Source organism: Sphingomonas sp. PvP056, from assembly GCF_040549155.1.
In the GTDB taxonomy this organism is placed as follows: Bacteria; Pseudomonadota; Alphaproteobacteria; order Sphingomonadales; family Sphingomonadaceae; genus Sphingomonas.
In genome coordinates, this window is sequence record NZ_JBEPST010000001.1 from 269032 (window position 1) to 295417 (window position 26386).

Consider the following 26386-nt stretch of genomic DNA (forward strand, 5'->3'; position numbering starts at 1 on the left):
GGCCCAGAAGCGAAACGGCGGAATTCGAAGCATTGCGCTTCGTCACCTCGACCATTTCGACTGGGCCCCGGCCTCCGCCGGGGAAGCGCAGAGGACGTTCGCGCGCAATTAATCGGCGGAAGCCATTCCCTGCTTGCGCGCGCCGACGATCATCTTCCGTGCGATACCACGCACCGCATCGTCGTCCTGCGTCCCGTCGCTCGCCGGATCCCCTAGGTGATCCAGACTCCCCTCAAGATAGTCGAGCAGCCCCGGATGCTTGTCCTCGACATATTCCATCAGCTTGAACAGGAGATGCTCGGTCGCGATCTCGCGCTGGCGGACCCGGACTGTGGTGTCGTCGCTCATCATCGCCTCCCGTCTTACCGTTCGACCGATTTGGTCAGCATCGGCGTCTGCTGATGCTGGACGACGCGCCACACTTCATGTTCCAGACGGCGGATCACCGACGTGCAATGCGCTTCATACGCCTCGTCGCCGCACTGCGCATGGACGTGATAGCCGATCACGATCAGCCCCTCCTGCGGGCGCGAGACGGTGCGTTCGGACAATTCCGCGCTGTCCCACACCGGCGTATCCGCGACCGCGTCGATAGCCTCGGTCCCCTGCAGCACGAACGGCGGGCGCGGGAGCACCATCACCACTTCCGGATCGACTTTCTCGCGGTAATTGTCGGGCCCTTCGGTCCAGAGGCTTTCCTCGAAGCTCCACAAGCGGTTGTCGTCCATGTCCGTCTCTCCCAATAGCAAGGGGAGGAAGGCCGGAGGCGGCAAAACGTTCCGCGCAATCGTGCGACGGGTGCCCGGAACGCGCCGGATCTATGGCACGATCGTGGTGAACAGATAGGCCGCGAAGATCACCAGGTGGACGACCCCCTGCAACACCGTCGTTCGCCCAGTGCCAAGCGACAGCGTCGCAACGAACAGCGACAGCGCGAGCAGCGTCATGCTCTTGGGGTCGATCCCCAGCGAAAGCGGAAGGCCGAGCACGAGTGAGACGATCGCCACGCTCGGGATCGTGAGTCCGATCGTCGCAAGCGCGGAGCCGAGCGCGAGGTTCAGGCTGGTCTGCAGTCGGTTGCGTTTTGCGGCCTTGTACGCGGCGAGGCTTTCCGGCGCGAGGACCAGCGCCGCAATGACGACGCCGACCACCGCAAGCGGCAACCCTGCGCCAAGCACCGCGGCCTCGATCGTCGGCGACAGCGTCTTGGCAAGCAGCACGACCGAAGCCAACGCAACCAGCAGGACGCCGAACGCGATCCCCGTCGCGCGCGTCGATGGCGGGGCGGCGTGGTCGTCGTGATCGTCGCTGGCGGGGAGGAAGTAGTCGCGGTGCCGCACCGTCTGCACGAGGATGAAGGTGCCGTAGAGAATCAGCGACACCACCGCGACGAACACCAGTTGCGACGTCGCGTAGGTCGGCCCGCTGGTCGAGGACGTGTAATTGGGGAGGATTAGCGACAGCACTGCCATCGCGGTCAACACCCCGAGCGCCGCGCTCATGCCGGTCAGTGTGAAGCGCTGTTCGACATGCCGCGCGGCACCTGCGACGAGGCACAGCCCGATGATGAAATTGAGGATGATCATGATAGCGGCAAAGACCGTGTCGCGTGCCAGTTCGGTCGCGCCGCCGGCATCCGACAGCATGAGCGACACGATCAGCGAGACTTCGATCACCGTCACCGCGATCGCCAGCACCAGCGTGCCGAAAGGTTCGCCGACCTTGTGCGCGATGACCTCGGCATGATGCACCGCCGCGAGTATGCTCGCGATCAACACGACGACCGCGACGACAGTTCCGCCCGATCCCATCTTGGCGACGCCGAACAAGGCTGCAAGCAGGCCCAGCACTGGCGCGACGAGGGTCCATAACGGCAGCGCCAGCCGATCGGGCATCGCGCCATCCGCGCACACGATCGGGTCCGGCGCGACTTCGATGACCATGAAAATTCCTTGTAATGCAGTCCGAGTATCGGTGCCGGATCAATAGCCCGGGCTGCAGAAAGGTCCGGTTTTCATCAAAGATAATATAATGACGCGGAACTTTAGCGACTCGGCACGGATGGTAATCCACGCCCTGTTCCCAATCGTTTCAAGGCGGTGTTGGGTACGGTTGAGGCAATGGCCGGCCGGGTGAGATAGCGATGCGTGGAGGGACCAGATCCCAGAGCCACGCAGGGCTAGAGCAAGCTGCGGGATCATGATGTCGTGCGGGACCGCAACGATCCGATGCGGCGGTTCAGCCGACACTTGCCCATTGCAGGATCGCCTTGGTCAGCGCGTCTGACACAGGGGTTCCCCCGCCCGGGCCGATGATGACGAACTCCATGTGCGGCAGGTCGGGGAGCGTGTTGTCCGCAGCGACTCTTGCGAGGCCGGTTGGGAGCAGGCGAAGCGAATGCGGCAGGACTCCGAGCCCAGCCCGCGCAGCCGCGGTAAGGCCGCTTAGGCTCGCGCTTGTGAAGGCGACACGCCACGCCCGGCGGCTGGCGTCGAGCGTGGCAATCGCCATCGCACGCGTAACGCTTGGCGGGGGGTAGAGCAGCAGCGGTACGGGCGCGTCGGCATCGTGGAGATAGTCGGGCCGGGCGATCCACACGGCTTGCTCGCCCCATGCGGTCACCCCGCGCGGGTCGCCCGTGCGACGCTTGGCAAGGATGATGTCAAGCTGTCCCGCATCATAAGCGTCGTACAGGTCCTGGCTCAGCCGCGCGGTCACGACCATGTCTACTTCGGGATGACGGCGCGCGAAATTGGCCAACACGTCGGGGAGCGCGGACAGGACGAAATCTTCGGAAGCACCGAAGCGCAACCGCCCCCGCAACGGGACGCCCGACAACTGCCGATCGAGCGCGGCATAGCTTTCGAGGATCCGGCGCGCATGATCGACCAGCACTTCGCCGTCGACCGTGAGTGCAACCCGGTGCGTATCGCGCGCGAGCAGGCGGCGCCCGGTGATTGTCTCGAGCCGCTTGATCTGCTGGCTGACGGTCGACTGGCCGGTCCCGAGCGTCCGTGCTGCGCGGGTGAACGTTCCTGCTTCGACCACTGCAAGGAAGGCGCCCAAGAGCTCCGGGGTGATCCGCGTGATGTCCATCACGGATCATGATAACCGTTATCGGTCCCATCGCAATTGTGGATGACGTACGCGTAGCGTAGCAACCTACCCTATGACCGCTATCCGATCGCTGCTCGGCCGCCTGCCGATCGATGCCTACATGCTGTTGCTGATCGGGACGGTGGCGTTCGCGTTCGTCCTGCCGGCGCGCGGGATCGGGCAGGACATTGCCGAGGACAGCGTGCTGGTCGCGGTCGGGCTGTTGTTCTTCCTGTATGGCGCGCGGCTTTCGCCTGCGGCGGTATGGGCGGGGATCACGCACTGGCGGCTCCAGTCGCTCGTTCTGGCGAGCACCTTCGTGATTTTCCCGATCATCGGGCTTGCGGCTTATTGGGGGACGCGCGGGTGGTTACCCGAGGGGATTGCGATCGGGCTGCTGTATCTGTGCCTGTTGCCCTCGACGGTGCAGTCCTCGATCGCCTTCACCTCGATCGCGCGCGGCAACGTGCCCGCCGCCTTGTGCAGCGCATCGGTGTCGAATCTGCTGGGCGTGGTGCTGACCCCGCTGCTGGTTGCGGCATTGCTCCAGTCGGCGGGGGGCGGCTTCTCGCTGCGCGCGATCGAAAGCATTGCGCTCCAGATCCTGTTGCCGTTCGTTGTCGGCCAGGTCGCCCGCCCAGTGATCGGGAAGTGGCTAGTCGCACATCGCACGCTGACCTCGGTGGTCGATCGCGGATCGATCCTGCTGGTGGTCTATACCGCGTTCAGCGCCGGGGTGGTGGCGGGGGTGTGGACCAGCCTGTCGCCGATCGACCTTGCGGTGGTGCTGGCGATCGACCTTGCGATCCTGGCGGTGATCCTGTGCGTGACGACCGCACTTGGCCGGTGGCTCGGGTTCACCACCGAGGATGAGATCGCGCTCGTCTTCTGCGGGTCGAAGAAGAGCATGGCGAGCGGGCTGCCGATGGCGACGATCCTGTTCGCGGGGCATTCGGTTAGCCTGATCGTGCTGCCGCTGATGCTGTTCCATCAGGCGCAACTGTTCGCCTGCGCGATCCTCGCGCGCCGCTACGCGCGGCGGCCGGAGGGGGGCGAGGGGGATGCGGTGCCGGCTTAGCCGCACCCGACCCGGTTGCACTCCTGCCATCCGTTCCGGCTGAGCGCAGTCGGAGCCCTTCGCGACATGCCGGCCCCTCGACTCCGCTCAGGGCGAACGGATGTCGGGGGGCGATCGTTAACGCGACACCAGAACCGTTACCCGATCAGCAGGCCCGCGAGCGCCGCCGACATCAGGTTTGCAAGGCTCCCCGCCGCCAATGCCCGCAGCCCGAGCTTGGCGATCATCGGGCGCTGGTTGGGCGCGAGGCTCCCCGCCGACGCCATCTGGATCGCGATCGACGAGAAATTGGCAAAGCCGCACAGCGCGAACGTCACCACCGCGGTGGTGTGCGGCGAGAGGTTCTGCATCTTGCCGAGATCGATGAACGCGACGAATTCGTTGAGCACGATCTTCTGCCCGAACAATTCGCCCGCTGCCCGCGCTTCGGTCCACGGAATGTCGAGCAGGAACATCACCGGCGCGAATACGAAGCCAAGGATGCCCTGGAAGCTCAGATCGGGATAGCCGAACCATCCGCCGATCCCGCCGAGAATCCCGTTCGCCAGCGCGACCAGCCCAACGAACGCGAGCACCATCGCGCCGACCGCGACCGCGATCCGCACGCCGGTCTGCGCGCCGTTGGCGGCGGCCATGATGATGTTGGCGGCGCGTTCTTCCTCGAGCGCCTTTTCGGCGACGTGGAGCACCGCTTCCTCGGGGTCGTCACCGAGCGCGAGTTCGCCCGCAGGCGCTGTCGTCTCGTCGGGCATGATGATCTTGGCCATCAGCAATCCGCCCGGCGCCGACATGAACGACGCGGCGAGCAGATACGGCAAAGCGCCCTGGCCGAGGAAGGTAGCGTAGGCGAGCAGAATCGTGCCCGCGACGCCCGACATGCCGACCGTCATCACCGCAAACAATTGCGGCGGGGTCAGCCCGGCGAGATAGGGGCGGATCACCAGCGGCGATTCGCTTTGCCCGACGAAGATGTTGGCGGCGGCGCACAAGGCTTCCACCTTGGACACGCCGATCACCTTCTCGATCGCGCCGCCGACCCAGCGGATCACGAACTGCATGATCCCGAGATGGTAGAGGATCGACACGAGCGCTGCGAAAAAGATGATGACGGGGAGCGCCGAGAAGGCGAACGCCGTCCCGAACGTCGGGTCGCTCGCAAGCCCGCCGAAGATCGTCGTGGTGCCGGCCTTGGCATAGCCGAGCAGGTTCCACACCCCGCGCGACATGCCTTCGATCATCTGGCGGCCGATCGTGCTGTGGAGCACAAGGACAGCGATGATCACCTGCAACGCGAACGCCGCCCCCACGACGCGCAGGCGGATCGCACGGCGATTGGTCGACAGCAGGACGGCAAGCCCCAGGATCACGACGATACCCAGAATGCCGATCGGAAATTTGTCCACGTATTCCCCGCAGTTTCGCGCGCACTCCAGTTTTGGCGCGCAACGGGAGCGGACCATACACGCAGACGCGGATAGGGCTAGGGGGCGGGGGAGAAAGTGGTGGGTGTGGGGTGTGGGCGGGCTTTGTAAAACCTGCGTCATCCTGAACGCGTTTCAGGATCCAGCGCTCCGCGAGTCCGGACTATACCTGTTGCGCAGTGGATGCTGAAACACGTTCAGCATGACGGCAGCTTTTTGGATGCGTCGGGCCGCCCGAGAAGCGATTCCCTTCCCCGCAACATTCCGCTAGCGTCGCGCACGATGACGACACCTGTTCCCGCGATCCCGCGTTCGCTTTTCGCTTTTTCGATTTTCTACGGCGGGATGGTCTGCATCGCGGGCGTGCTCGGCAACAAGCAGGTCTCGCTCGGGCCGATCTCGCTGCTCGGGCCGCTGGTGGGGATCGGTCCGCTCGCGGTCGAGGCAGGAATCTTCGCGTTCCTGCTCCTCGTCGTCGTTTCGAGCGCGGTTGCCGAGTTGCACGGGCGGACCACCGCGAACCGGCTTGTGCAGGTGGGGTTCGTGCCGCTGGTCGCGTCGATCCTGCTGTCGGTCGTTGTGCTCGCCGCGCCCGCCGCCCCGGAGATGGAACCTGCGCGGCGTGATGCGTTCGCGCTGATGATGGGCGGTACGCCGCGGATCTGGCTCGGCGGGATCGTCGCCTACGGGATTTCGCAGACGCTCAACGTGACGATCTTCAGCTGGCTCAAGCGCAACGAGCGCGGTGGGCTGTTGTGGCTGCGCGCCGGCATCGCGAGCATCCTCAGCCAGATCGTCGATACTTTGCTGTTCGTGACGATCGCCTTCTACGGCGTGTTCCCGATCGGGGCGCTGCTCGCCGGGCAGATGCTCGCGAAGGTGACGCTGTCGGCTGTGCTGGTGCCGCCGTTGATCTATCTGGTGGTTGGGATCGGGCGGCGACTGGATCGCGGCTGACTTACACGATAAGGGCGCGGGCATGACCGATTATTCCCCCGCCCCCGCCTTGCTTGCCAAGGCCGAAACGCTGGTCGAGGCGCTACCTTACATGCAGCGCTATGCCGGTGCGACGTTCGTCGTGAAATATGGCGGGCACGCGATGGGCGATCCCGAGGCGGCGCGTGACTTCGCCGAGGACGTCGTGTTGATGAAGGCGGTCGGGATCAATCCGGTCGTCGTCCACGGCGGCGGCCCGCAGATCGGCGCTATGCTCAAGCGACTGGGCGTCGAATCGCGCTTCGTCGATGGCCTGCGCGTGACCGACGCCGAAACCGCCCGGATCGCCGAAATGGTCCTCGCAGGGTCGATCAACAAGGAAATCGTCGGCTGGATCGGGCAGGCGGGCGGCCGCGCGGTCGGGATTTCGGGGAAGGACGCCAACTTAGTCACCGCGACCAAGGTCGGGCGCGAGACGCCGGATACGCTGCAGGGGATCGAGCGGCACGTTGACCTCGGCTTCGTCGGCACGCCGGTCGGGGTCGATCGCCGGATCATCGACACGATGTCGGCGGCGGGGATCATCCCGGTGATCGCGCCGATCGCGATCGGGACCGACGGGCACACCTATAACATCAACGCCGACACGATGGCGGGCGCCATCGCCGCAGCGCTGGGCGCGGAACGGCTGTTCATGCTGACCGACGTGGTTGGCGTGCTCGACAAGGACAAGCAGCTCGTCACCGATCTCGACCCCGCAGGGGTCGCGCGACTGCGCGCCGACGGGACGATTTCGGGGGGGATGATTCCCAAGCTCGAGACGTGCGTCCATGCGGTCGAGGGCGGGGTCGGGGCTGCGGTCATTCTCGACGGGCGTGTGCCGCATGCGATGCTGCTCGAGATCTTCACCGATCGCGGGGCGGGGACGCTGGTCCGGCGCTGACGTTCGCTTTTATTTCCGCCGTCACCCTGAACTTGTTTCAGGGTCCACCGTGCCGCACTTCTGGTCCGTGCCCGTTGCACGGTGGATGCTGAAACGAGTTCAGCATGACGGGGGGGGTGGGTGGCGTCCCGCGCACCACGAAACGAACGCTTCGGGCCAGACGCTAAGGGGGTGTTCGCATTTGCGAGATACCGCTAGGATCGCACAGCTCAACGCCCGGAGACGCCATTTTGCATACGATCATCCAGATATTGCAGGTCCTGATCAGCGCGATCACGACGATCGTATTGATCCAGGTGGTCCTGTCGCTGCTCGTGTCGTTCAACATCATCAACACGCATAACGAGCTGGTGCGGTCGATCTACAACGGGCTCGAGCGCGGCACCGAGCCGCTGTATCGCCCGTTCCGTCGGATCCTCCCAGATTTCGGGCAGATCGACCTTGCGCCATTCGCGCTGCTGCTGACGCTCAAGATCATCAGCATCATTCTGACCAACTACGACGCGCACCTGCTCGTCGGCGCGCCGCTCTGAGCTGGAGCCTGACGGCATGACCGCTATGATCATCGACGGCAAGGCGTTCGCCGCTGCCTTACGCACGCGCATCGCGGCGCAAGTCGCGACCTTTGCGGAGGCTGCGGGTCGCGCGCCGGGGCTCGCAGTCGTGCTGGTGGGCGAGGACGCCGCCTCCGCGGTCTATGTCCGCAACAAGGGCAAGGCGACGCGCGGCGCCGGGATGATCAGCGTCGAGCACCGCATGCCCGCCGATGTTGCGCAGGATGATCTGCTCGCGCTGGTCGACGTGCTCAACGCCGATCCCGCGATCGACGGGATCCTCGTCCAGCTCCCGCTCCCCGGCCATATCGACGAGCGCGCGGTGACGACGCGGATCGACCCCGACAAGGACGTCGACGGCTTCCACCCGGTCAACGCCGGACGGCTAGCGACGGGGATCACCGGGTTCGTGCCGTGCACCCCGCTCGGCTGCGTGATGCTTCTGAAAGATACGCTCGGCGACCTGACCGGGCTCGACGCCGTGGTCATTGGCCGCTCGAACATCGTCGGTAAGCCGATGGCGCAATTGCTGATTGCCGAAAGCTGCACCGTCACCGTCGCGCATTCGCGCACGCGCGACCTGTCGAGCGTGGTCAAGCGCGCGGACATCGTGATCGCGGCAGTCGGCCGGCCCGAGATGGTCAAGGGCGAATGGCTCAAGCCCGGCGCGACCGTGATCGACGTCGGGATCAACCGGACCGAGGCGGGCCTCGTCGGCGACGTGGATTTCGCGGGCGCGATGAGCGTCGCGGGCGCGGTGACGCCGGTCCCGGGCGGGGTCGGGCCGATGACGATCGCGTGCCTGCTGCGCAATACCTTGGTGTCGGCCGCGCGGCGCGAAGGCGTGGTGCTCGACGAGGCGGCGTTGTGACGCCCGCGCAGGCGGGGGGCGGCCAATGATCGAACTCTATATTTCCTCGCTGATCACCTTCTTCGTGGTGATCGATCCCCCCGGCTGCGCGCCGATCTATGCAGGGCTGACCGCGGGTGCATCACCCACCCATTCGCGCGCGATGGCTTTTCGCGCGGTGCTCGTTGCCTCGGGCATCCTGCTGGTGTTCGCGTTGTTCGGGGAGGCCTTGCTCCACGGGCTTGGGATCAGCCTCGCCTCGTTCCGCATCGCAGGCGGGATCATGCTGTTCCTGATCGCTTTGGAAATGGTGTTCGAAAAGCGCACCGAACGCCGCGAGGACCGCGCCGCCAAGGTCGCCAACGATCCCGAGGTTGAGGACGTGTCGATCTTCCCGATGGCGATGCCGATGATCGCAGGGCCGGGGTCGATCGCGTCGGTGATGCTGCTGATGAGCCGCAACGAGGGGATCGAGCGCTCCGCGGTCGTGCTGGCTGCGCTGATCACGATCCTGCTGCTGACGCTGGTCGCGTTGCTCGCGGCAGGGCCGATCATGCGCGTGCTCGGCGCGAAGATCGAGGCGGTGATCACGCGGCTGCTGGGCGTGCTGCTCGCGGCGCTGGCGGTGCAGTTCGTGATCGACGGGGTGCGGGTGAGTCTGGCCTGAGGTCTGGCACTGGTATATACTCCGTCAGTACCCAGCGAGGATATCATGCCGAAAGCCGCTATCTTCACGATGAAGCTGGAGCCCGAACTGCGGGACGAGTTCATGGCTGCCGCTGAGGCAAGCCACCGTCCCGCGTCGCAGGTCGTCCGCGAACTGATGCGCGAATTCGTGCAGCGCCAGCAAGGCGAGACCGACTACCGCGTCTTTGTACAGCAGAAGGTTGATACGGCCCGCAGCTCGGTTCGAAACGATGACGGGCGACCCGACGCGGTGGTCGAGGCCGCGTTCGCGGAACGCCGGGCACGGGTGACCGACCGGACGTGAACGTCCGCTGGACGCCGGAAGCAGAACAGGACCGCACGGCGATCTGGGAGTATCTCGTAGCCCGTGATACCGCCGCGGCGCTCAGGATCGATCGCCTGTTTGGCGAAGCGGTTTCGGGCCTGGCCGACTTTCCGATGCTCGGGCATCCGGGCGAAGTCGTCGGCACCCGCGAACTGACCCCGCACCGAAGCTATCGCCTGATCTACGAGATCGTCGAGGAGACCGTCTGGATCCTCGGGTTGATCCACGCCGCGCGGCAATGGCCTCCGATCAGAACGCTCTAATACCGCAGCCGTATCGGGTGCCGTACCGTTTGCTCCGGCTTGATCCGGAACAAGCGCAAGGGCGACCCGCGCGGCAGGTCGATCGGCTCGAGCCAGTCGAACGTCTTGCGATGCGCGAGCTGCGCATAGAAGCCGTTCGGCGCGCGCACGCGGTAATTGGTCGATTCCGACATGTTCGGGCACACCAGCAACAGTGTCGCGCCGTGCCGCTTGGCAATCGCGCGGAAATTCTCAGGCGTCCCCTTGAAGGCGTGCTGCACGTCGAGGATCGCGTCGCCGTTGCGATGATACGGCCCCGCGATCGCATTGTGGTGCGTCAGCGTGATCAGCCGTGGCCCGAGATCGGTGAAGGTGAACACCGTTTGCGCCGAAATACGGTTGAGCGGCGTCATCGCGGTCATCGTCGGGCAGGAAGCGCTCGCGCGGTTGATCGTCTGGACGCGCTTGGTCGGGCGATCGGGCGGGCTGTAGTGCAGGTTGAGCCCGGTCCAGCGCAAGTCGACCGGGGTCATCACCGCGCCCGCGAAGCTGCCCGAGGCAATCAGCACGACCGCCGCCGTCCCGAACACGCGGACGAAGATGTTGCTGCTTGCGAGCATCACCGGCGCGAGCCACCAGATCAGCGCGACCGACCCCGGCACCGCGAGCATTTGCGCCGCCGGCCCGGCGCGCGCCTGCCACAACAGCATCAGCGCGGCGAAGGTGACGAACAGCAGCACGGGAGCCCACAATCCGCCCCGCGCGGTGCCGCGCGCGCGCCATGTCGCGATCGCCGCGCCGATCACGCCGACGATCGGCAGGACCACGATCGGGAAAGCGGTGCGGAACGGATGCTGGTAGATCGGCTTGGCTTCGCGGACGTTGTTGAGCCAGTTGGCCGCGAGTTCGGGAGAGACCTGCTCGGGCCGCCCGAGGCATTGCGGGAAGACCATTGCAAACCCGGCGACGATCACGCCGCCCGCCACCACCGCAAGGCCGAGCCGGACCCAGCGGTTCGCCGGGTTCGTCCACGCCATCGCGAACAGCAAGGCCCCCGCCACGACCATCACGCTCAGCCACACCGGGGTCAGCGCGTCGCAGCGCAGCGCCGCATTAGCATAAGACGCGAACGCCGCATAACCGATCGCGCAGCCCCCGCCGAGCGACAGCGCGTAGACGCTGAGCCGCTGCGCGCCGTCGCGATCCCAGATCCAGCGCAAAGCGAGGATCGCACCCGCCATCGCCGCATAGGGCAACATCTCGAGCCCGATCGTGAGCGAGACCGCACTCGCCAACCCGACGATCGCGCCACCGCGGGGCCCCCGCGGGTCGCACAGGCCCGCCACCGTCAGGCTGAGCATCGCAAGCTGCCAGCCGTGGTGGTCGATCCGCTCCGGCATATACATCAGCATCGTCGCGACACAGCAGAAGGCAAGCAGCGCGATCGCAAGCGGCCAGGCGACCGGGCTGACCAGCCGTCGCACGGTCGCGCCGAGCCCGAGGATGGTGATCCCGAGCGGCAGCAACGGCGCGATTCCGCATGCGAGCATTTCCGCCTCGCGCACCCCCACGAATGGGCGCAACAGCACGATCAGTGCCGCGATCGGCAAATCTACGATGCGGCTCCAGTGAATGTCGAAGCCGACTGGAGGATTGAGGCGATATTGCCGCAGATCGTACCAGCCCTGCCCACCGAGCCACGCACGGACCTGCATCAGCCGCATGTTGTCGTCGGTGTCGCCGAGCTGGAGGAAGTGGATTCCGGTCCAGCGGTTGATGACGTAATAGAGCGCGATCAGCCCCCAGGCGAGCAGGCTCAGCCGAACCCAATCGCGCTCAATCGTGCGCGCCAGCGAACCGTCATTCATCCAAAACGCTTTCCTAGAACGAGAACGCCCTCTAGTGCGGCACGCGTAAAGGGCAAGCGACCGTGACGGCACTCAACAGACAGATCCAGAACTTACGCGAGAGCGGACTGCTCGGGCAGATCATCCGCTTTGGTGTTGCGGGCGGGCTTTCGACCGTCATCTACAGCGCGGTCTATCTACCGCTGTCGCTGTACGTGTTCGATCGGAAGCACGCGGTGTATGCGGTGCCGTTCGCATTCCTGGTGGCGGTGGCGGCAGGGTATTTCCTGCACAGCCGGTGGAGCTTCAAGGGGCACGGCACGCGCGATCCCGGCGCGAAGCAGCAAGTACAGTTCGTGATGGTGCAGGCGTCAGGCATGGCGCTCAACGCGGCGATCACCTGGTTCGGGACCGCGGTCCTCGGCTATCCCGCCTGGGCACCGCTGTTGCCCGCGATCCTGATGGCGACCGTGCTGACCTTCTTGCTCAACCGCCAATTGGTGTTCAAATGAGCGAAAGCGCTCCAACCGAGAATAGGGCCGACCGTGGATAGAATCGTCTACGACCGCATGGCGGCGCATGATTCGACGCACTGGTGGTATCGCGCACGCCGCGACATCCTGGCGGATTACCTGACGCGTGAGGGCGGTTTGCCCAAGCATGCGCGCATTCTCGAGATCGGTTGCGGCACCGGGCACAATCTCCCCATGCTCGCGGCGTTCGGCACGGTCGAGGCGATCGAGATCGACCCGGCCGCGGGCGAGATCGCGGCCGAACGGCTGGGGCGCCCGGTCAGCAATGCGCCGCTCCCCGCCCTGCCGGGGATCGAGCGCGGGGCGTATGACCTGATCGCGGTGCTCGACGTGGTCGAGCATATCGAGGACGACGTCGCCGCGCTGCGCGCAATGGCGGCATGCCTCAAGCCCGGCGGCAAGATCCTCGTCACCGTGCCCGCGCATCGCTGGATGTGGAGCGCGCACGACGTGGTCAACCATCATCACCGGCGCTATTCCAAGGCGACGCTCGCCACGGCGATCAGCGATGCCGGGTTGCGCTCGAACGGGTTGCGCTATTTCAATTCGCTGCTGTTCCCGCTCGCCGCCGCGGCGCGCGTCGCGGGGCGGATGACCGGGCGCGACGACAGCGACGATTCACCCCCGCCGCCCGTGCTCAACCGCCTGTTCGAGACGATCTTCCGGTTCGAGCGTCACCTGGTCGGCAGGGTGCCGCTGTCGCCGGGGGTCTCGATCGTCACGTTGCTGTCGGCGGCGGGGTCCTCGGCGCGATAACCGAGCGTCGCACGGCCCTGGATCGGGCCGACGACGTCACCGACGATGTACAGCGGGCGGCGCTTCGATTCGACGTAGAGCCGCCCGAGATATTCGCCGATCATCCCGAGCACGAACATCTGGAACGCGCCGAGCAGCACCACGACGAGCATCGTCGAGGTCCAGCCCGCGACCGCGCTGCCGCTGAAGAAGCCGACCGCGATATAGAGGAACAGCAGCAGCGACGCCGCCGTCAGCGCGAGCCCGAGGTGGCTTGCGAAGCGCAGCGGCGCGGTCGAGAAGCCGGTGACCGCGTCGAAAGCGAGCCGGATCATCTTGCTCAAGGGGTAATTGGTCTCCCCCGCATGCCGCTCGGCGCGATCATACGGGAAGGGGATCTGCTTGAATCCCACCCACGCGACCATCCCGCGAATGAAGCGCGCCTGCTCTGGCATCGACAGGAACGCATCGAGCGCCCGCCGGCTCATCAGCCGGAAGTCGCCGGTATCGAGCGGGATCGCGGTGTCGGTGACTCGGTCGAGCAAGCGATAGAAAGCGGCGGCGGTGGCTTTCTTGAACAGCGTCTCGCCGTCGCGCTTGCGCCGCACCGCATAGACCACGTCCGCGCCCTGCGATGCCATCGCGGCGCGCATGTCGTTTAGTAACTCCGGGGGATCCTGCAGATCGGCATCGATGATCAGGATCTGCGCACCGCTGCACAGGTCGAGCCCCGCGGTCAGCGCGAGCTGGTGCCCGTGGTTGCGCGATAGGTTGATGACGACCAGCTGCGGGTCTTCGGCGGCGAGGCGCTGCATCACCGGCCAGCTGTCGTCGCGCGAGCCGTCATTGATGAGGAGGATCTCGTAATCGTTCCCGACAGCGCTCCGCGCCGCCGCTGCAACGCGGGCGTGGAGCACGTCCAGGCACGCCGCTTCATTGTAGCAGGGGATGACGACGGAAAGAGCGGGGGCCGAAACAGGACGGGTCATGCGCGCCGGTCTAGAATTGTTTCGGTTTGAGGGGAAGCGATCGGTTCGATGCTTCCCCCGGGACGGTGCGGCGGCCTTCGCTTGCCATCTTTCCCGCTTCGCCTCCTTCTCGCTTCCCCGGCGAAGGCCGGGGCCCAGGAGCGCAACCTGAATGGTCGCAGGCTGCGCACAGTTGCAAAAACCTTCGCTCCTGGGCCCCGGCCTTCGCCGGGGAAGCGGATTAGTTGGAGGTTAGACGATCGGCGTCCCCGCCAGTTGCGCGCGCGCGCGTTCCTCGCTCAGCCGCTCGAGGATCGTCAGCGGGACCGGGCCGTCGCGCAGCACTTCGTGGAACTGCTTCTGGTCGAACTTCGCGCCGAGGATCTTTTGCGCCTTCTCCCGCGCACGCATCCAGCTCAAATGCCCGAGCTTGTAGCTGCACGCCTGCCCCGGCATCGCACAGTATCGCTCGATCTCGCTTTGTGAGCGCCCGCGCGTGAAGCCGACGACCTCAACGAAATAGTCGGTCGCCTTGTCGCGGCTCCACCCCTTGGCATGGATCCCGGTATCGACCACGAGCCGCGCCGCGCGGAACAGGAACGACTGGAGATAGCCCGCGCGCTCGATCGGCGTCGCATAGCCGCCGAGCGGTTCGGCGAGCTGCTCGGCATAATGCGCCCACCCTTCGCCATAGGCGCTGAAGAAGCCGAGCTTGCGCAGCACCGGCATGTCGAGTGCCGCCACCAAGCTAAGCTGGAGATGATGCCCCGGCACACCCTCATGATAGCTCAGCGACGGCAGCGTATATTTCGGCCAGTTCTCGATGCTCTTGAGGTTGATGAAGTAGATCGCGGGGCGCGACCCGTCGAGCGCGGCGCGCTTGTAATAGCCGTTCGGCGCGCCGTCCTGGATCTCGACCGGGACCGCGCGGATGTCGAGCGGCGCGGACGGCGGGTTGAGGAACGCTTGCCCAAGCTTCTCCTGCATCGCCGCGACCCCGGTGTTGAGCCCCGCGATCAGTTCGGCACGACCCACCGCACTGTCGGGATAAAGCTGTTCCGGACGCTCGTTGAGCGCGGTCAATCGCGCCCCGGTCGACCCTTGGGTCAGTCCCTGCGTCTTGAGCAGCGCATCGAGCTGCGCACTGAGGTCGGCGACCTGGTCGAGCCCGATCTTGTGGACCTCGTCCGGCGTGAAGCTTGTCGTGGTCGCGGCAGCGAGCGCGGCGGCGTAGATTTCGCGTCCGCGCGGGAGCGGGGCGATCCCCGCGGTGTTGCGCGCGTTCGCGCGGAGCTTCTTCACGAGCGCGATCTGGCGATCGAGCGCCGGGTAGACCTTGTCGGCAAGGCTCGCCGCTGTGCGCTTGTCCCAGTTGCCGGAAAGCCCCCGCGCCTTGGCGCGGGTCGCGACCGAGGAGACGATCGAGCTATCGGCCGCGGCGGGCGCACGCAGCTTGGCAAGCTGGCCCAGCGTCAGGTCGAGCAGGAAGTCCGGCGCGACGATCCCGCGCGCGGCTTCGCTTTGCTGCATCGCGCTGTCCTGGTCGAGCGCGGTCGCGAACGCCTCGACGCGTGAACAGTAAGCGTCGGCATCGGCGGCGGTGACGATCGTGTGCGTGCTGTTGAGGAAATCGGGGATCTCGAAATACGCGCCCGACTGCTGCGACAGCACATAGGGCCGGTTGGGCGAGCCAAGCCCGAACTTCTCGGGGCCGACCGTCCGCTGCGTCAGCGAATAGAGCACGACCTCGCGGTTGAGCTTGCCGCTGCGGGACAGGCCGGCGACGGGGACCGCTTGCACCGCGGCGATCGCCTTCTTCGTCCGCGCGAGCGCTTCTGCGCGATCCGCAGCGGTGCGATCGTCGAGGCGGCTCTTGAGCGCGGCGTTCGCGCCCTTGTCGAGCCCGAGGCTGCTCGCCTGTTCGGGCGATTCCTGGACGTTCTGCTCGAAGATGGTCTGGAACGTGGCATTCAGGGCGGCATCGCCCGCGGGCGCGGCGGCACCGGCAATACGGGGGGTAAGCGCTAGCGCTGCAGCGGCGCTGCCCGCGCTCAGAAATGTACGGCGTTCCAAGGGTTCGGTCCTTCCGGTGACGATCTTCGATGGGATCGTACCAGTGCAGACCGGATCGACAAGGGGTTGGGGGCCAGCCGCCGACGCGAGACCGGCTGCGCATTCGCCCGGTAGCGCGTGCGAGATCTCTGCGAAAGTCCGCTCACCGACCTTTCAGTCGCTGTTTTGCCGCGAAGGCGGGAATCCAGTGCCAAGCAAAACAAGCGCTTACAGGTCTTGCGACTCCTGGGCTCCTGCCGTCGCAGGAACACAAACAGGGTTTCGCAGCGGTTTTGCCTGATGCTGGGTCCACCGTCGCTTCATTCCAACGGTTTGAAATCGCATGCCACTACGGAGCCCGGACCGACCCCGAGCTTTCCACATTGACGCAGTGCAGCATAAAACCTACCAGCCCGCGCTCCTACGCTAAGCCCGTCCAGGCGCAGCCTTGCCCAGCGCTGGAGGCGCCCCGTGACCATGACTTCGACAATGACCTTCGCCGATCTCGCCTTGTCGCCGCGTATCCTCGATGCGCTGGCCGAAGAAGGCTATACTACGCCGACGCCAATCCAGGCGCAGTCGATCCCGCTGCTGATCGAGGGCCGCGACATTCTGGGGATGGCACAGACCGGCACCGGCAAGACCGCCGCCTTCGCGCTGCCGCTGCTCCATCGTCTCGCCGCCAACCCCCGCCCCGCGCCCAAGGGCGGCGCACGCATCCTGGTGCTCGCGCCGACGCGCGAACTGGTGTCGCAGATCGCCGCAGGGTTCGAGAGTTTCGGGCGTAACCTGTCGCTCAGCGTCACCACCATCTTCGGCGGCGTCAGCCAGTTTCATCAGGTTGCGGCGCTGAACGCGGGCGTCGACATCCTCGTCGCTGCCCCCGGGCGGTTGCTCGACCTGGTCGACCAGGGGCTGTGCGACCTGTCCGCGCTCGAGGCGCTGGTGCTCGACGAGGCGGACCAGATGCTCGACATGGGCTTCGCCAAGCCGATCGAGCGGCTCGTCGCGACGCTGCCCAAGGACCGGCACACACTGCTGTTCTCGGCAACGATGCCCAAGGCGATCGCGGCGCTTGCCGAAAGCCTGCTCACCGATCCCGCCAGCGTCGAGATCGCGCGCCCTTCGACGACCGTCGACCGGATCGCGCAGTCGGTGATGTTCCTCGATGCCGCGCACAAGAAAGCCGCGCTGCTGGAATTGCTCCGGACGCCCGAGATCGGCCAGGCGGTCGTCTTCACGCTGCAGAAGAACATCGCCAACGAAGTCTGCGCGTTCATCACCGAGGCGGGGATCACCGCCCAGGCGCTTCACGGCAACAAGTCGCAGGGCCAGCGGGAGCGCGCGCTCGATGCCTTCCGGGCTGGCACCGTGCAGGTGCTGGTCGCGACCGATATCGCCGCGCGCGGGATCGACGTCGACACGGTAACGCACGTGTTCAATCACGATCTGCCGAGCCTGCCCGAAAGCTACGTCCACCGCATCGGCCGGACCGGGCGTGCCGGGCGCAGCGGCTTTGCGATCACGCTGTGCGATGCCGAGCAGCGTGCCTGGCTGCACGATGTCGAGCGCGAAATCGGGCGGACGCTTGCGGTCCATGACGATCACGAATGGCATTGCGAAGTCGCGCGCCACTCGACCAAGCGGGCGCCCGTCCTCGGCGGCGGCCCGGTCAAGCAGGTCAAGCCGCCAAAGCCACCGCGCGAGCGCAAGGTGTGGACCGAGGAAGAGAAGCTTGCCGCACGGCTCGCGGCGCAGGCCGCCTGAGCGACGGGTAAACCGGGCGGAAGGGGTTACGGACTCCCCTTGCCGCCATGGGCACCAACCGAGGTGCCGGTCGAGAAGCTCGCGTCGTCCGCCGCGAGCATCACGAACAGCGACGCGAGTTCGGCCGGCTGGCCCGCGCGACCGAGCGGCGTGTCCTGCCCAAATTCGCCCATCTGCCCCGGTAACTGCCCACCCGCGACTTGCAGCGGGGTCCAGATCGGGCCCGGCGCGATCATGTTGACGCGGATCCCGCGTTTGGCGAGTTGCTTCGCCAGCCCCTTGGTAAAGATCAGGATCGCGCCCTTGGTCGAAGCGTAATCGAGCAGTTCGACCCCCGGATCGTAGGAATTGACCGACCCCGTGTTGAGGATCACTGACCCCGGCGGCATGTCCTTCGCCACCGCCTTGGCGATGCGGAAATAGGCGAAGATGTTGGTTTCGAAGGTGCGGACCATCTGCTCGTCGCTAATCGCGAAAATGTCCTCCTTCGACTGCTGATAGGCGGCGTTGTTGACCAGCAGGTCGATCCCGCCGAGTCCTTTCCGCGCCGCCGCGACGATCGCCTCGCAGCCTTCGAGCGTGCGCAAGTCGCGTGGAATCGCGACCGCCTTGCGACCGGCCTGGCGGATCAGGTCGACCACTTCGCGCGCGTCGGGCTCCTCGTCGGGATGATAGTTGATCGCGACGTCTGCACCTTCCCGGGCGAACGCGATCGCGGCGGCGCGGCCGATCCCCGAATCCGCACCCGTCAGCAACGCCTTGCGTCCGGCGAGCTTGCCCGACCCGCGATAGCTGCGCTCGCCGCAATCGGGTTTGGGGGTCATCTTGGACTGAAGACCTGGCCATTGCTGGCGCTGCTCGGGGAAGGGTGTGCTGGTATATTTGGTGCGCGGGTCGCGGAGTGGCGGGGTGCCCGGGGTTGCCGCAGCGCCCTGTGCGCTCACACCTTGCGTTGCCGCCAGCCCGCCGATGCCGAGTGCCGCCGCGCCAAGCACGCCGCGTCGTGAAGTTCCGTTGTCCATTGCCAGTGTCCCGTCGCCGTCGTCGGGTGGGGAACGAGCCATGAACCCTTTGGTTCAGCGCGGGAACCTCAGACCCGCGCGACCCCGTTGACCGCGTCCGCCGCGCGCAAGGCACCGATCACGCGCATCAGGTGATGGACGTCGTGGACCTCGACGTCGATCGTATTGGTGTGAAAACCGGTATCGCGATTGTCGAGCCGCAGGTTGACGATATTCGCCTTTTGCGCGCCGATGATCGTCGCGATCGTGCCAAGCGCACCGGGTTCGTTCTTGACCTCGACCGAGATTCGGCCGGTCGCGCCTTCGGATTCGTCGCCCCACGACAGATCGACCCAATCTGCGTCGTCCGCGTCGCTCAGAATTTCGCAATCAATTGCATGGACTTCGATCCCGGCTTCGGGGCGGCGCAGGCCCACGATGCGGTCGCCGGGGACCGGATGGCAGCATTCGGCGAGATCGAATGCGACGCCCGGCGTCAGCCCAAGGATCGAAATCGCGCTCGATTGCGGGGGCAGGTCGCGCATCGCCTCGGTGCCGGCCGACCCCGGCATAAGTGCTTCCATTACAGCCGCATCGGTGATCCGGCGCCGCGCGATCGCTTCGAGCAACGCGGGTTCGTCAACCACCTTCAGCCGCTGGAGCGCGACCGCCTGCGCCTCGCTCGACAGCGGCGCGGGGAGGCGCGAGACGAGTTCGTCGTACATCTTGCGACCCAGCGCCTGCGTTTCGATGCGTTCTTTTTGACGCAAATGACGCCGGATTGCAGCACGCGCCTTGCCGGTTATAGCGAAATTAAGCCAGTTTGGCTGCGGTTCCTGCGCCTTTGACCGCAGGATTTGCACCTGATCGCCATTGTCGATCGTGGTGCGCAGCGGCACCACGCGCCCGTTGATCTTCGCGCCGACCGCCTGGTCGCCGAGATCGGTATGGACCGCATAGGCGAAATCGATCGGCGTCGCGCCCTTGGGGAGCTGGTGCAGCTCGCCCTTGGGGGTGAAGGCGAAGATCCGGTCCTGGTACATCGCCATGCGAGTATGTTCGAGCAGCTCTTCCGGGCTCTCGGCGTTGTCGAGGATCTCGACCAGGTCGGTGATCCAGCTGTGCTGCGTATCGGGGCGGACCTTGTCCTGCTTGTACGCCCAGTGCGCGGCGAGGCCGAGTTCGGCTTCCTCGTGCATCTCGTGCGTGCGGATCTGGATCTCGACGCGGGTGTTGTCGGCGTGGATCACCGTCGTGTGGAGCGAGCGATAGCCGTTGCGCTTGGGGGTCGAGATGTAATCCTTGAACCGTCCCGGTACCATCGGCCAGCGGCGGTGGATCACGCCCAGCGCTTCGTAACAGGCTTCCTCGCTCGGCACGATCGCGCGGAACGCCATGATGTCGCTCAGCTGCTCGAAGCTGATGTGCCGTTCGGCCATCTTCTTCCAGATCGAGAAGGGGTGTTTCTCGCGCCCCGATAACTCTGCCTCGAGCCCGTGGCGCGAGAGCAGCAGCTTCAGCCCCGATCCGATCTTGGCGATCCGGTCGCCGCCACCTTCCTTGAGCTGCGCCAGGCGTCGCACGATCGATTCATACGCTTCGGGTTCGAGCTGTTCGAAGGCGAGCGTCTGCATCTCCTTCATGAACTCGTACATGCCGATCCGCTCGGCGAGCGGCGCGTAGATGTCCATCGTCTCGCGCGCGATGCGTTTGCGCTTGTCGGGGTTCTTGATGAAATGCAGCGTGCGCATGTTGTGCAGCCGGTCGGCGAGCTTGACCAGCAGCACGCGGATGTCGTCCGACATCGCGAGCAGGAACTTGCGCAAATTCTCGGCGGCGCGTTCGTTTTCGGTCTGCGCCTCGATCTTGGAGAGTTTGGTGACGCCGTCGACCAGCCGCGCGACGTTCGCCCCGAACAGCCGTGTAATTTCTTCCGGCGTCGCGACCGTATCCTCGATCGTATCGTGGAGAATCGCGGTCGCGATCGTCTCGTCGTCGAGATGAAGGTCGGTCAGGATCCCCGCGACTTCGATCGGATGGCTGAAATACGGGTCGCCGTTCGCCCGTTTCTGGCTGCCATGCGCCTGCATCGAAAAGACATAAGCGCGATTGAGCAGCGCTTCGTTCGCCGTGGGATCGTAGTCCAGGACCCGATCGACAAGTTCATACTGACGCAACATCCGCATCAAGATGGCGTTGCGACGGCTTGTTTTGCAACCTGTTTGCGCAATAAGCCGAAAAAACCCCTCCCGCGGCATAAGAGCGGGAGGGGAAACACCACCAAAGCGGAGGATAAACGCGTCAGGTGGCGATCACTTTGCGCGGGTATTGCACTTGGCGAGCGCATCGGGCTCGAACGCCTTCCCGCCCGCGCTGAAGGCGGTCAGCTTGCCGGTGTGCCGCACGACCATCTCGCACATGATCGCCTCGCGCTGGGGGCCCTTGTTGGCGGTGAAGGCGGGCTCATGCCATTTCCAGATCGTGCCGCTGGTGATCAGCGTTTCCTGTGCAGGTGCAGCACTGGGGGTGGCGACATAATAAGGGCCGCCGTCGGCGGCGTGACCGATCGTCGGCACCGCAAGAAGGGCAGACAGCAGGAATGGCGCCGCGGCGCGGAGGATCGAGGACATGAGGGACGACTCCGTTGAGAACGTTGCGATGCAGCAATTACCAAGGTAGGTTGCGAGTTGCAACTGAAAATACAAGGGCGGATCGGATCGGTTCCTTGTGCCGCCAAAATGGGATACGATACCGGACGATGGACGAAAAACTGCGAGAACCGTTGCGCGAACAGCTGGTCAATTGCGGCCTGCCCGCCGCGCTGGAAGTGATGGGCGAGCGGTGGAGCTTCATGATCCTGCGCGCTGCGTTCAACGGGCTGCATCACTTCGAGGAATTCCAGTCCGAGCTGGGGATCGCGCGCAATATCCTCGCCAACCGGCTCGGTCGGCTGGTCGAGCACGGGATCCTGACGCGGGACGCGATGATCAAGGACCGGCGCAAGATCCAGTATCAACTGACCGAAAAGGGTGCCGCGCTGTTGCCGGCGATGCTCGCGCTGCGGCAATGGGGGGAGCGTTGGGAAACCGGCTTCCGCGCGTCGCCCGTGCTGGTCGACGCGCGCGACCGACGTCCGATCGGCCCGATCGAGGTGCGATCGTGGGACGGGCGGGTGCTGACCAAACGCGATCTGCTGTGGGCATTGCCCGAGGATGTCGATGACAGCGGCGATCAGGTGGTCGGGGATGCACCGGATGGCGACGGCCTGGCATCCGCCATGCGCGCGGCGGAATGACGCGGTGACCCCGCAATGACCGATGGATTCGCGCCGCAATCTTGCGTATCCCTGTCACGTGCCTAGCCTTCATGCCCTCGCCAATCCGGCGCGCTTTCTGGCGATCGCACGGCCGTTGACGCCGGTGCTGTTCTGGGCGGGCGTTGCGCTTCTCCTGTTCGGATGCTGGGCCGGGCTGACCCAGACCCCACCCGACTATCTCCAGAAGGAAAGCGTCCGAATCCTTTATATCCACGTGCCCACCGCATGGCTCGGCATGGGCGGGTGGAGCGGGATCGCGATATCGTCGCTGGTGTTCCTGGTATGGCGGCATCCGCTGGCGATGATCGCGGCGCGGGCGATCGCGCTGCCGGGGGCGACCTTTGCCGCGATATGCCTTGCGACGGGGTCGATCTGGGGCCGTCCGACATGGGGGACGTGGTGGCAGTGGGACGGCCGGCTGACCTCGATGCTGCTGCTGTTCTTCGTCTATCTCGGCTTCATCGCGCTGGTCCGCGCGGAGGACGAGCGCGCGGGTTTCGGCGGCGGTGGGCGGATCGCCGCGCTCTACGGCGTCGCGGGATCGGTGCTGTTGCCGATCATCCGTTATTCGGTGGTGTGGTGGAACACGCTCCACCAGGGGCAGAGCATCGGGTTGACCAAGTCGACGATCGATCCGGCGATCCTGTGGCCCTTGTGGTTCACGCTCAGCGGCTTCACCCTGTTCTTCGCAGGGATCGTGCTGATGCGGATGCGGACGATCCTTGCGCGGAGCAAGGCCGAGGCGCGCCTGCGCCGCCGCGCGCATCATGTCGAGGTGACCGCGTGAACCACTGGCCCTTCATCATCGCCGCCTACGGCCTGACCGCAGTCGGATCGGTTGCTTTGGCGGTTTCGAGCTATCTGGCGATGCGAAAGGCGGAAAAGTGAAGGCCAAACACCAGCGGCTGACGCTCGCGGCGCTCGCGGTCGCCGCGGTCGGCGGGTCGAGTGCGCTTGCGCTCTCCGCACTCAAGGACCAGGCGGCGTTTTTCTATGCGCCGGGCGACGTGAAGCGGGACGCCTTGCCGCTCGGGCGCGCGGTGCGGCTTGGCGGGATGGTCGCGGGTGGGTCGCTCCACCGGATGGCGGACGGCGTGACGATGCAGTTCGTCGTCACCGACGGCGTCGCGCGCGTGCCGGTCGCGTTCCGCGGGATCGCGCCCGATCTGTTCAAGGAAAATTCGGGCGTCGTGGCGGAAGGCAAGTTCAACCCCGACGGCAGCTTCACCGCGAGCAACCTGCTGGCGAAGCACGACGAGAAATACATGCCCCCCGAAATGGCGGGCAAGATGCACGAGACGAAGACGCTGGTGCAATGAGGGTTGGTTTGACGGTTGCATCCTTGGGTTTTCCGCCGTGTTCCTGCGTAGGTAGGAACCCAGGGCTGAGTAGCGCAACGCCTGTCGGTATTCGGGACTCCTGGGCTCCCGCTTTCGCGGGAGAACGACGAGACTTCGGCGACCACCGGGGTGGGAACACATGATCGCTGAGGCAGGCCTTGCCGCGCTGTGGTTCGCCGCTGCGCTGGCGGCGTTGCAGCTTCTGCTCGCGGCACTCGGCGTCTGGCGCTCGGCGAAGCCGGCGCTGGCGGAGGCGAGCATGACCGAGGATCTGATGCGCGCGGTGCGTCCGGTCGCGGTGGTGCAGGGCGTTCTCGCGCTGGTGGCGATGCTATTGCTGGTGCAGCTGTTCGTGCGCAGCGACATGTCGGTGCTGCTCGTCGCGGAGAACAGCCACTCCGCAAAACCGCTGATGTACAAGATCGCAGGCGCGTGGGGGAACCACGAGGGCTCGATGCTGCTGTGGGTGACGATCCTCGGGGTGGCGGGCGCGGCGGTGGCGCTGCTCGAGCGCGGGCTTGCACGCCCGACGCTGATCGCGACGCTCGGCGCGCAGGCGGCGATCGCGCTCGGATTCTACGCGTTCCTGCTGTTCTCCTCCAATCCGTTCGCGCGGATCGATCCCGCGCCCGCGGACGGAAACGGGCTTAACCCGTTGCTGCAGGACCCCGGCTTGGCGTTCCATCCGCCGACGCTGTACATCGGCTATGTCGGCATCTCGATCGCCTTTTCCTTCGCGGTCGGCGCGATGATCACGCGCGACGTCGGCCCCGCCTTTGCGCGCGCGATGCGGCCGTGGGTGCTGGGCGCGTGGATCTTCCTGACGCTCGGGATCACCGCGGGCTCCTACTGGGCCTATTACGAGCTTGGCTGGGGCGGCTGGTGGTTCTGGGACCCGGTCGAGAATGCGTCGCTGATGCCGTGGCTCGCGGCGACCGCGTTGCTCCATTCGGTGACGGTGCTGGCGACGCGCGATGGCCTGCGCGCCTGGACGTTGATGCTCGCGGTGGTGGCGTTCTCGATGTCGATGATCGGGACGTTCCTGGTCCGCTCGGGCATCCTGACCAGCGTCCATGCCTTCGCGGTCGATCCGACGCGCGGGAGTTTCATCCTTGCGCTGCTGGCGATCTATATCGGGGGCGCGTTGTTGCTGTTCGCGTTGCGCGTGGGGACGGTGCGCGCGGGGACGACGTTCGATTTCGTCAGCCGCGAAGGCGCCTTGGTCGCCAACAATCTGTTGCTGACGGTGATCCTCGGCGTGGTGCTGATCGGGACGTTGTATCCGATCGTCGCAGCGGGGTTCGGAACGCAATTGTCGGTCGGGCCGCCGTTCTTCGACAAGGCGGCGGGGCCGGTCGCGCTGGTGCTGATCGCGGTGATGGCGGTCGGGCCGTTGCTCCGCTGGCGGCGCGACAGTGCGCAGGCGGCGATCGCGCGGGTGACGATCCCGATCGCGGTGACGGGCGTGGTGCTGATCCTTGTTGCCGCCACGACCGGCGGGATCGCGTTGCTCCCGTTGCTGGGCTTGGCGCTTGCGGCGGGGCTGGCGGCGGCGAGCGTCGCACCCTTGTGGAAGCGCAATTTGCGCCGCACGCCGCTGTTCACCTACGGCATGGTGATCGCGCATCTCGGGATCGCGGTGAGCCTTGCGGGGATGGCGTGTGACACCGCGTTCACCCAGGCGACCCTGGTCGCGGCCCGCGTCGGCGAGCCGCAGCGCGTTGGACCGTACACCGTGACGCTCGACGGGGTGAAGCCAGTGATCGGCCCGAATTGGTCCGCGATCGAGGCGCGGCTGAGTGCGCGGCGGGGGACGGATGGGGGCGTGTTCTATCTGCGGCCGCAATCGCGCTTCTTCTCCAACCCGGTCACCGTGACGAGCGAATCGGCGATCGCGACGCGGTGGGACGGGCAGCTTTATACCGTGCTCGGCGAACCCGATGCGCAGGGGCGCTGGCAGATGCGACTGTGGTGGAAGCCGTTCGTGACGCTGATCTGGCTTGGCGGTGCTTTGGTCGCGCTGGGCGGGGCGTTGTCGCTGGTTGGGCGGCTGACGCGCGGGCGGCGGGAGCGCGTGCGGGGCGAGGCCTACGCATGAGCGCTCGGTTGATCTGGATCCCGTTTGCGTTGGCGCTGGGGTTGCTCGCGCTGATTGCCTGGGGGCTGTACAAGCCGGCGGACCGGACGGTGCGCTCGGCGCTGGTCGGGCAGACCTTGCCCGCGTTCGATCTGCCGCCGATCGTCCCGACCAAGCCGGGCCTTGCCACCGCGCAGTTCGCGACGGGCAAGCCGCGGTTGCTCAACGTCTTCGCCAGCTGGTGCATTCCGTGCGTGGCGGAGGCGCCGCAATTGCTTCGGCTGAAGCAGGCAGGCGTGGTGATCGACGCGGTCGCGATCCGTGATACCCCCGCGGCGATCCGCGATTTCCTTGCGCGCAACGGCGATCCCTATGCCGCGATCGGCGATGACAGGACGAGTTCGCTGCAACTGGCTTTGGGGTCGTCGGGGGTGCCCGAGACCTTCGTGATCGACGGGCGCGGGCGGATCGTCCAGCAACATGTCGGCGATATCCGCGAGGACGAAGTGCCGGGGCTGATCGCGCTGGTGCGGGGGCTGAAGTGATCAGCCTGCGTTTCTTTCTTCCCCGGCGGAGGCCGGGGCCCAGTAGCGCTGGCGGGTTTTATCGCGGACTGCG

Annotated in this window: 27 protein-coding genes; 16 read left to right on the forward strand and 11 right to left on the reverse strand. The window is 66.0% G+C overall.

The window, feature by feature from the left end:
• Nucleotides 1-108 precede the first annotated feature (108 nt).
• The 4 genes from ABIC17_RS01370 to ABIC17_RS01385 form a co-directional block, all read right to left on the reverse strand.
• Complete coding sequence (locus tag ABIC17_RS01370) at nt 109-348, reverse strand: hypothetical protein (RefSeq protein ID WP_354278868.1); 240 nt, start codon at nt 346-348, stop codon at nt 109-111.
• A 14-nt stretch (nt 349-362) separates the two neighbouring features.
• Nucleotides 363-728, reverse strand: coding sequence for a DUF4440 domain-containing protein (locus ABIC17_RS01375; protein WP_354278869.1), 366 nt, complete (start codon nt 726-728; stop codon nt 363-365).
• A gap of 90 nt (nt 729-818) precedes the next feature.
• Nucleotides 819-1943 carry a calcium:cation antiporter gene (locus tag ABIC17_RS01380; RefSeq protein ID WP_354278870.1) on the reverse strand — a complete coding sequence of 375 codons (1125 nt, stop codon included), beginning with the start codon at nt 1941-1943 and terminating at the stop codon, nt 819-821.
• Between the two features lie 295 nt (nt 1944-2238).
• Nucleotides 2239-3096 carry a LysR family transcriptional regulator gene (locus tag ABIC17_RS01385; RefSeq protein ID WP_354278871.1) on the reverse strand — a complete coding sequence of 286 codons (858 nt, stop codon included), beginning with the start codon at nt 3094-3096 and terminating at the stop codon, nt 2239-2241.
• Between the two features lie 73 nt (nt 3097-3169).
• On the opposite strand from ABIC17_RS01385, the gene ABIC17_RS01390 reads away from it, so the two are divergent.
• Nucleotides 3170-4174 carry a bile acid:sodium symporter family protein gene (locus ABIC17_RS01390; RefSeq protein WP_354278872.1) on the forward strand — a complete coding sequence of 335 codons (1005 nt, stop codon included), beginning with the start codon at nt 3170-3172 and terminating at the stop codon, nt 4172-4174.
• A gap of 137 nt (nt 4175-4311) precedes the next feature.
• Here ABIC17_RS01390 and ABIC17_RS01395 read toward each other — a convergent pair whose 3' ends face one another.
• Entirely contained in the window at nt 4312-5577 is a 1266-nt protein-coding gene (locus tag ABIC17_RS01395) for a NupC/NupG family nucleoside CNT transporter (protein ID WP_354278873.1), read from the reverse strand.
• 300 nt (nt 5578-5877) lie between these two features.
• Here ABIC17_RS01395 and ABIC17_RS01400 point away from each other — a divergent pair, with 300 nt between their 5' ends.
• The 7 genes from ABIC17_RS01400 to ABIC17_RS01430 all read left to right on the forward strand — a co-directional run bounded on the left by ABIC17_RS01400 (nt 5878) and on the right by ABIC17_RS01430 (nt 10153).
• Complete coding sequence (locus ABIC17_RS01400; RefSeq protein WP_354278874.1) at nt 5878-6552, forward strand: queuosine precursor transporter; 675 nt, start codon at nt 5878-5880, stop codon at nt 6550-6552.
• A 22-nt stretch (nt 6553-6574) separates the two neighbouring features.
• A complete protein-coding gene (gene argB, locus ABIC17_RS01405) occupies nt 6575-7474 on the forward strand; it encodes an acetylglutamate kinase (RefSeq protein ID WP_354278875.1) in 900 nt (299 codons plus the stop codon).
• A 230-nt stretch (nt 7475-7704) separates the two neighbouring features.
• Nucleotides 7705-8007, forward strand: coding sequence for a YggT family protein (locus ABIC17_RS01410; RefSeq protein ID WP_354278876.1), 303 nt, complete (start codon nt 7705-7707; stop codon nt 8005-8007).
• Nucleotides 8008-8023: 16 nt separating this feature from the next.
• A complete protein-coding gene (gene folD, locus ABIC17_RS01415) occupies nt 8024-8899 on the forward strand; it encodes a bifunctional methylenetetrahydrofolate dehydrogenase/methenyltetrahydrofolate cyclohydrolase FolD (protein WP_354278877.1) in 876 nt (291 codons plus the stop codon).
• 25 nt (nt 8900-8924) lie between these two features.
• Nucleotides 8925-9545, forward strand: a complete 621-nt coding sequence (locus tag ABIC17_RS01420; RefSeq protein ID WP_354278878.1) for a MarC family protein — start codon at nt 8925-8927, stop codon at nt 9543-9545.
• Between the two features lie 45 nt (nt 9546-9590).
• On the forward strand, nt 9591-9869 hold the full coding sequence (locus ABIC17_RS01425) for an antitoxin of toxin-antitoxin stability system (RefSeq protein WP_354278879.1): 279 nt from the start codon (nt 9591-9593) through the stop codon (nt 9867-9869).
• Nucleotides 9866-10153 carry a type II toxin-antitoxin system RelE/ParE family toxin gene (locus ABIC17_RS01430; protein WP_354278880.1) on the forward strand — a complete coding sequence of 96 codons (288 nt, stop codon included), beginning with the start codon at nt 9866-9868 and terminating at the stop codon, nt 10151-10153. The genes ABIC17_RS01425 and ABIC17_RS01430 overlap by 4 nt, the downstream gene beginning before the upstream one ends.
• Here the strand turns inward: ABIC17_RS01430 and ABIC17_RS01435 are convergent.
• Nucleotides 10150-12000: an AcrB/AcrD/AcrF family protein gene (locus tag ABIC17_RS01435; RefSeq protein WP_354278881.1), complete on the reverse strand. Its 1851-nt coding sequence runs from the start codon at nt 11998-12000 to the stop codon at nt 10150-10152. The two genes, ABIC17_RS01430 and ABIC17_RS01435, sit on opposite strands and share 4 nt — an antisense overlap.
• Before the next feature lie 62 nt (nt 12001-12062).
• On the opposite strand from ABIC17_RS01435, the gene ABIC17_RS01440 reads away from it, so the two are divergent.
• Together ABIC17_RS01440 and ABIC17_RS01445 are read left to right on the forward strand one after the other, a co-directional pair.
• Nucleotides 12063-12491 carry a GtrA family protein gene (locus ABIC17_RS01440; RefSeq protein ID WP_354278882.1) on the forward strand — a complete coding sequence of 143 codons (429 nt, stop codon included), beginning with the start codon at nt 12063-12065 and terminating at the stop codon, nt 12489-12491.
• 33 nt (nt 12492-12524) lie between these two features.
• Nucleotides 12525-13268 carry a class I SAM-dependent methyltransferase gene (locus tag ABIC17_RS01445; protein WP_354278883.1) on the forward strand — a complete coding sequence of 248 codons (744 nt, stop codon included), beginning with the start codon at nt 12525-12527 and terminating at the stop codon, nt 13266-13268.
• Here ABIC17_RS01445 and ABIC17_RS01450 read toward each other — a convergent pair.
• Together ABIC17_RS01450 and ABIC17_RS01455 are read right to left on the reverse strand one after the other, a co-directional pair.
• The gene (locus ABIC17_RS01450; protein ID WP_354278884.1) at nt 13187-14236 is read right to left on the reverse strand and encodes a glycosyltransferase family 2 protein; all 1050 of its coding nucleotides are present in this window, start codon (nt 14234-14236) and stop codon (nt 13187-13189) included. The genes ABIC17_RS01445 and ABIC17_RS01450 overlap by 82 nt on opposite strands.
• 231 nt (nt 14237-14467) lie before the next feature.
• The gene (locus tag ABIC17_RS01455; RefSeq protein ID WP_354278885.1) at nt 14468-16288 is read right to left on the reverse strand and encodes a DUF885 domain-containing protein; all 1821 of its coding nucleotides are present in this window, start codon (nt 16286-16288) and stop codon (nt 14468-14470) included.
• Between the two features lie 456 nt (nt 16289-16744).
• On the opposite strand from ABIC17_RS01455, the gene ABIC17_RS01460 reads away from it, so the two are divergent.
• Nucleotides 16745-18034 (forward strand): DEAD/DEAH box helicase, encoded by a 1290-nt coding sequence (locus ABIC17_RS01460; protein ID WP_354279418.1) that lies wholly within the window; start codon nt 16745-16747, stop codon nt 18032-18034.
• Nucleotides 18035-18060: 26 nt separating this feature from the next.
• Here the strand turns inward: ABIC17_RS01460 and ABIC17_RS01465 are convergent, their stop codons facing one another.
• The 3 genes from ABIC17_RS01465 to ABIC17_RS01475 all read right to left on the reverse strand — a co-directional run bounded on the left by ABIC17_RS01465 (nt 18061) and on the right by ABIC17_RS01475 (nt 21665).
• The gene (locus ABIC17_RS01465; protein WP_354279420.1) at nt 18061-19056 is read right to left on the reverse strand and encodes an SDR family oxidoreductase; all 996 of its coding nucleotides are present in this window, start codon (nt 19054-19056) and stop codon (nt 18061-18063) included.
• 68 nt (nt 19057-19124) lie between these two features.
• A complete protein-coding gene (locus ABIC17_RS01470; RefSeq protein WP_354278886.1) occupies nt 19125-21215 on the reverse strand; it encodes a RelA/SpoT family protein in 2091 nt (696 codons plus the stop codon).
• A gap of 132 nt (nt 21216-21347) precedes the next feature.
• Complete coding sequence (locus ABIC17_RS01475) at nt 21348-21665, reverse strand: CC_3452 family protein (RefSeq protein WP_354278887.1); 318 nt, start codon at nt 21663-21665, stop codon at nt 21348-21350.
• 128 nt (nt 21666-21793) lie between these two features.
• Between ABIC17_RS01475 and ABIC17_RS01480 the strand changes: the two genes are divergently transcribed.
• The 5 genes from ABIC17_RS01480 to ABIC17_RS01500 all read left to right on the forward strand — a co-directional run bounded on the left by ABIC17_RS01480 (nt 21794) and on the right by ABIC17_RS01500 (nt 26313).
• Entirely contained in the window at nt 21794-22330 is a 537-nt protein-coding gene (locus ABIC17_RS01480) for a winged helix-turn-helix transcriptional regulator (RefSeq protein ID WP_354278888.1), read from the forward strand.
• Between the two features lie 58 nt (nt 22331-22388).
• Nucleotides 22389-23138 carry a heme ABC transporter permease CcmC gene (ccmC, locus tag ABIC17_RS01485; protein WP_354278889.1) on the forward strand — a complete coding sequence of 250 codons (750 nt, stop codon included), beginning with the start codon at nt 22389-22391 and terminating at the stop codon, nt 23136-23138.
• Between the two features lie 97 nt (nt 23139-23235).
• Nucleotides 23236-23670: a cytochrome c maturation protein CcmE gene (gene ccmE / locus ABIC17_RS01490; RefSeq protein ID WP_354278890.1), complete on the forward strand. Its 435-nt coding sequence runs from the start codon at nt 23236-23238 to the stop codon at nt 23668-23670.
• Between the two features lie 160 nt (nt 23671-23830).
• Nucleotides 23831-25789: a heme lyase CcmF/NrfE family subunit gene (locus ABIC17_RS01495; RefSeq protein ID WP_354278891.1), complete on the forward strand. Its 1959-nt coding sequence runs from the start codon at nt 23831-23833 to the stop codon at nt 25787-25789.
• Nucleotides 25786-26313: a redoxin family protein gene (locus ABIC17_RS01500; RefSeq protein WP_354278892.1), complete on the forward strand. Its 528-nt coding sequence runs from the start codon at nt 25786-25788 to the stop codon at nt 26311-26313. Before ABIC17_RS01495 ends, ABIC17_RS01500 begins: the two co-directional genes overlap by 4 nt.
• The last annotated feature ends 73 nt before the right edge of the window (nt 26314-26386 follow it).

What these genes read in the sequence shown, in the direction of transcription:
- ABIC17_RS01370 (WP_354278868.1), bottom strand. Translation starts at nt 348, where the DNA reads ATGAGCGACGACACCACAGTCCGGGTCCGCCAGCGCGAGATCGCGACC.
- ABIC17_RS01375 (WP_354278869.1), bottom strand. Translation starts at nt 728, where the DNA reads ATGGACGACAACCGCTTGTGGAGCTTCGAGGAAAGCCTCTGGACCGAA.
- ABIC17_RS01380 (WP_354278870.1), bottom strand. Translation starts at nt 1,943, where the DNA reads ATGGTCATCGAAGTCGCGCCGGACCCGATCGTGTGCGCGGATGGCGCG.
- ABIC17_RS01385 (WP_354278871.1), bottom strand. Translation starts at nt 3,096, where the DNA reads ATGGACATCACGCGGATCACCCCGGAGCTCTTGGGCGCCTTCCTTGCA.
- ABIC17_RS01390 (WP_354278872.1), top strand. Translation starts at nt 3,170, where the DNA reads ATGACCGCTATCCGATCGCTGCTCGGCCGCCTGCCGATCGATGCCTAC.
- ABIC17_RS01400 (WP_354278874.1), top strand. Translation starts at nt 5,878, where the DNA reads ATGACGACACCTGTTCCCGCGATCCCGCGTTCGCTTTTCGCTTTTTCG.
- argB (WP_354278875.1), top strand. Translation starts at nt 6,575, where the DNA reads ATGACCGATTATTCCCCCGCCCCCGCCTTGCTTGCCAAGGCCGAAACG.
- folD (WP_354278877.1), top strand. Translation starts at nt 8,024, where the DNA reads ATGACCGCTATGATCATCGACGGCAAGGCGTTCGCCGCTGCCTTACGC.
- ABIC17_RS01420 (WP_354278878.1), top strand. Translation starts at nt 8,925, where the DNA reads ATGATCGAACTCTATATTTCCTCGCTGATCACCTTCTTCGTGGTGATC.
- ABIC17_RS01425 (WP_354278879.1), top strand. Translation starts at nt 9,591, where the DNA reads ATGCCGAAAGCCGCTATCTTCACGATGAAGCTGGAGCCCGAACTGCGG.
- ABIC17_RS01435 (WP_354278881.1), bottom strand. Translation starts at nt 12,000, where the DNA reads ATGAATGACGGTTCGCTGGCGCGCACGATTGAGCGCGATTGGGTTCGG.
- ABIC17_RS01450 (WP_354278884.1), bottom strand. Translation starts at nt 14,236, where the DNA reads ATGACCCGTCCTGTTTCGGCCCCCGCTCTTTCCGTCGTCATCCCCTGC.
- ABIC17_RS01460 (WP_354279418.1), top strand. Translation starts at nt 16,745, where the DNA reads ATGACTTCGACAATGACCTTCGCCGATCTCGCCTTGTCGCCGCGTATC.
- ABIC17_RS01465 (WP_354279420.1), bottom strand. Translation starts at nt 19,056, where the DNA reads ATGGACAACGGAACTTCACGACGCGGCGTGCTTGGCGCGGCGGCACTC.
- ABIC17_RS01470 (WP_354278886.1), bottom strand. Translation starts at nt 21,215, where the DNA reads ATGTTGCGTCAGTATGAACTTGTCGATCGGGTCCTGGACTACGATCCC.
- ABIC17_RS01475 (WP_354278887.1), bottom strand. Translation starts at nt 21,665, where the DNA reads ATGTCCTCGATCCTCCGCGCCGCGGCGCCATTCCTGCTGTCTGCCCTT.
- ABIC17_RS01480 (WP_354278888.1), top strand. Translation starts at nt 21,794, where the DNA reads ATGGACGAAAAACTGCGAGAACCGTTGCGCGAACAGCTGGTCAATTGC.
- ABIC17_RS01495 (WP_354278891.1), top strand. Translation starts at nt 23,831, where the DNA reads ATGATCGCTGAGGCAGGCCTTGCCGCGCTGTGGTTCGCCGCTGCGCTG.
- ABIC17_RS01500 (WP_354278892.1), top strand. Translation starts at nt 25,786, where the DNA reads ATGAGCGCTCGGTTGATCTGGATCCCGTTTGCGTTGGCGCTGGGGTTG.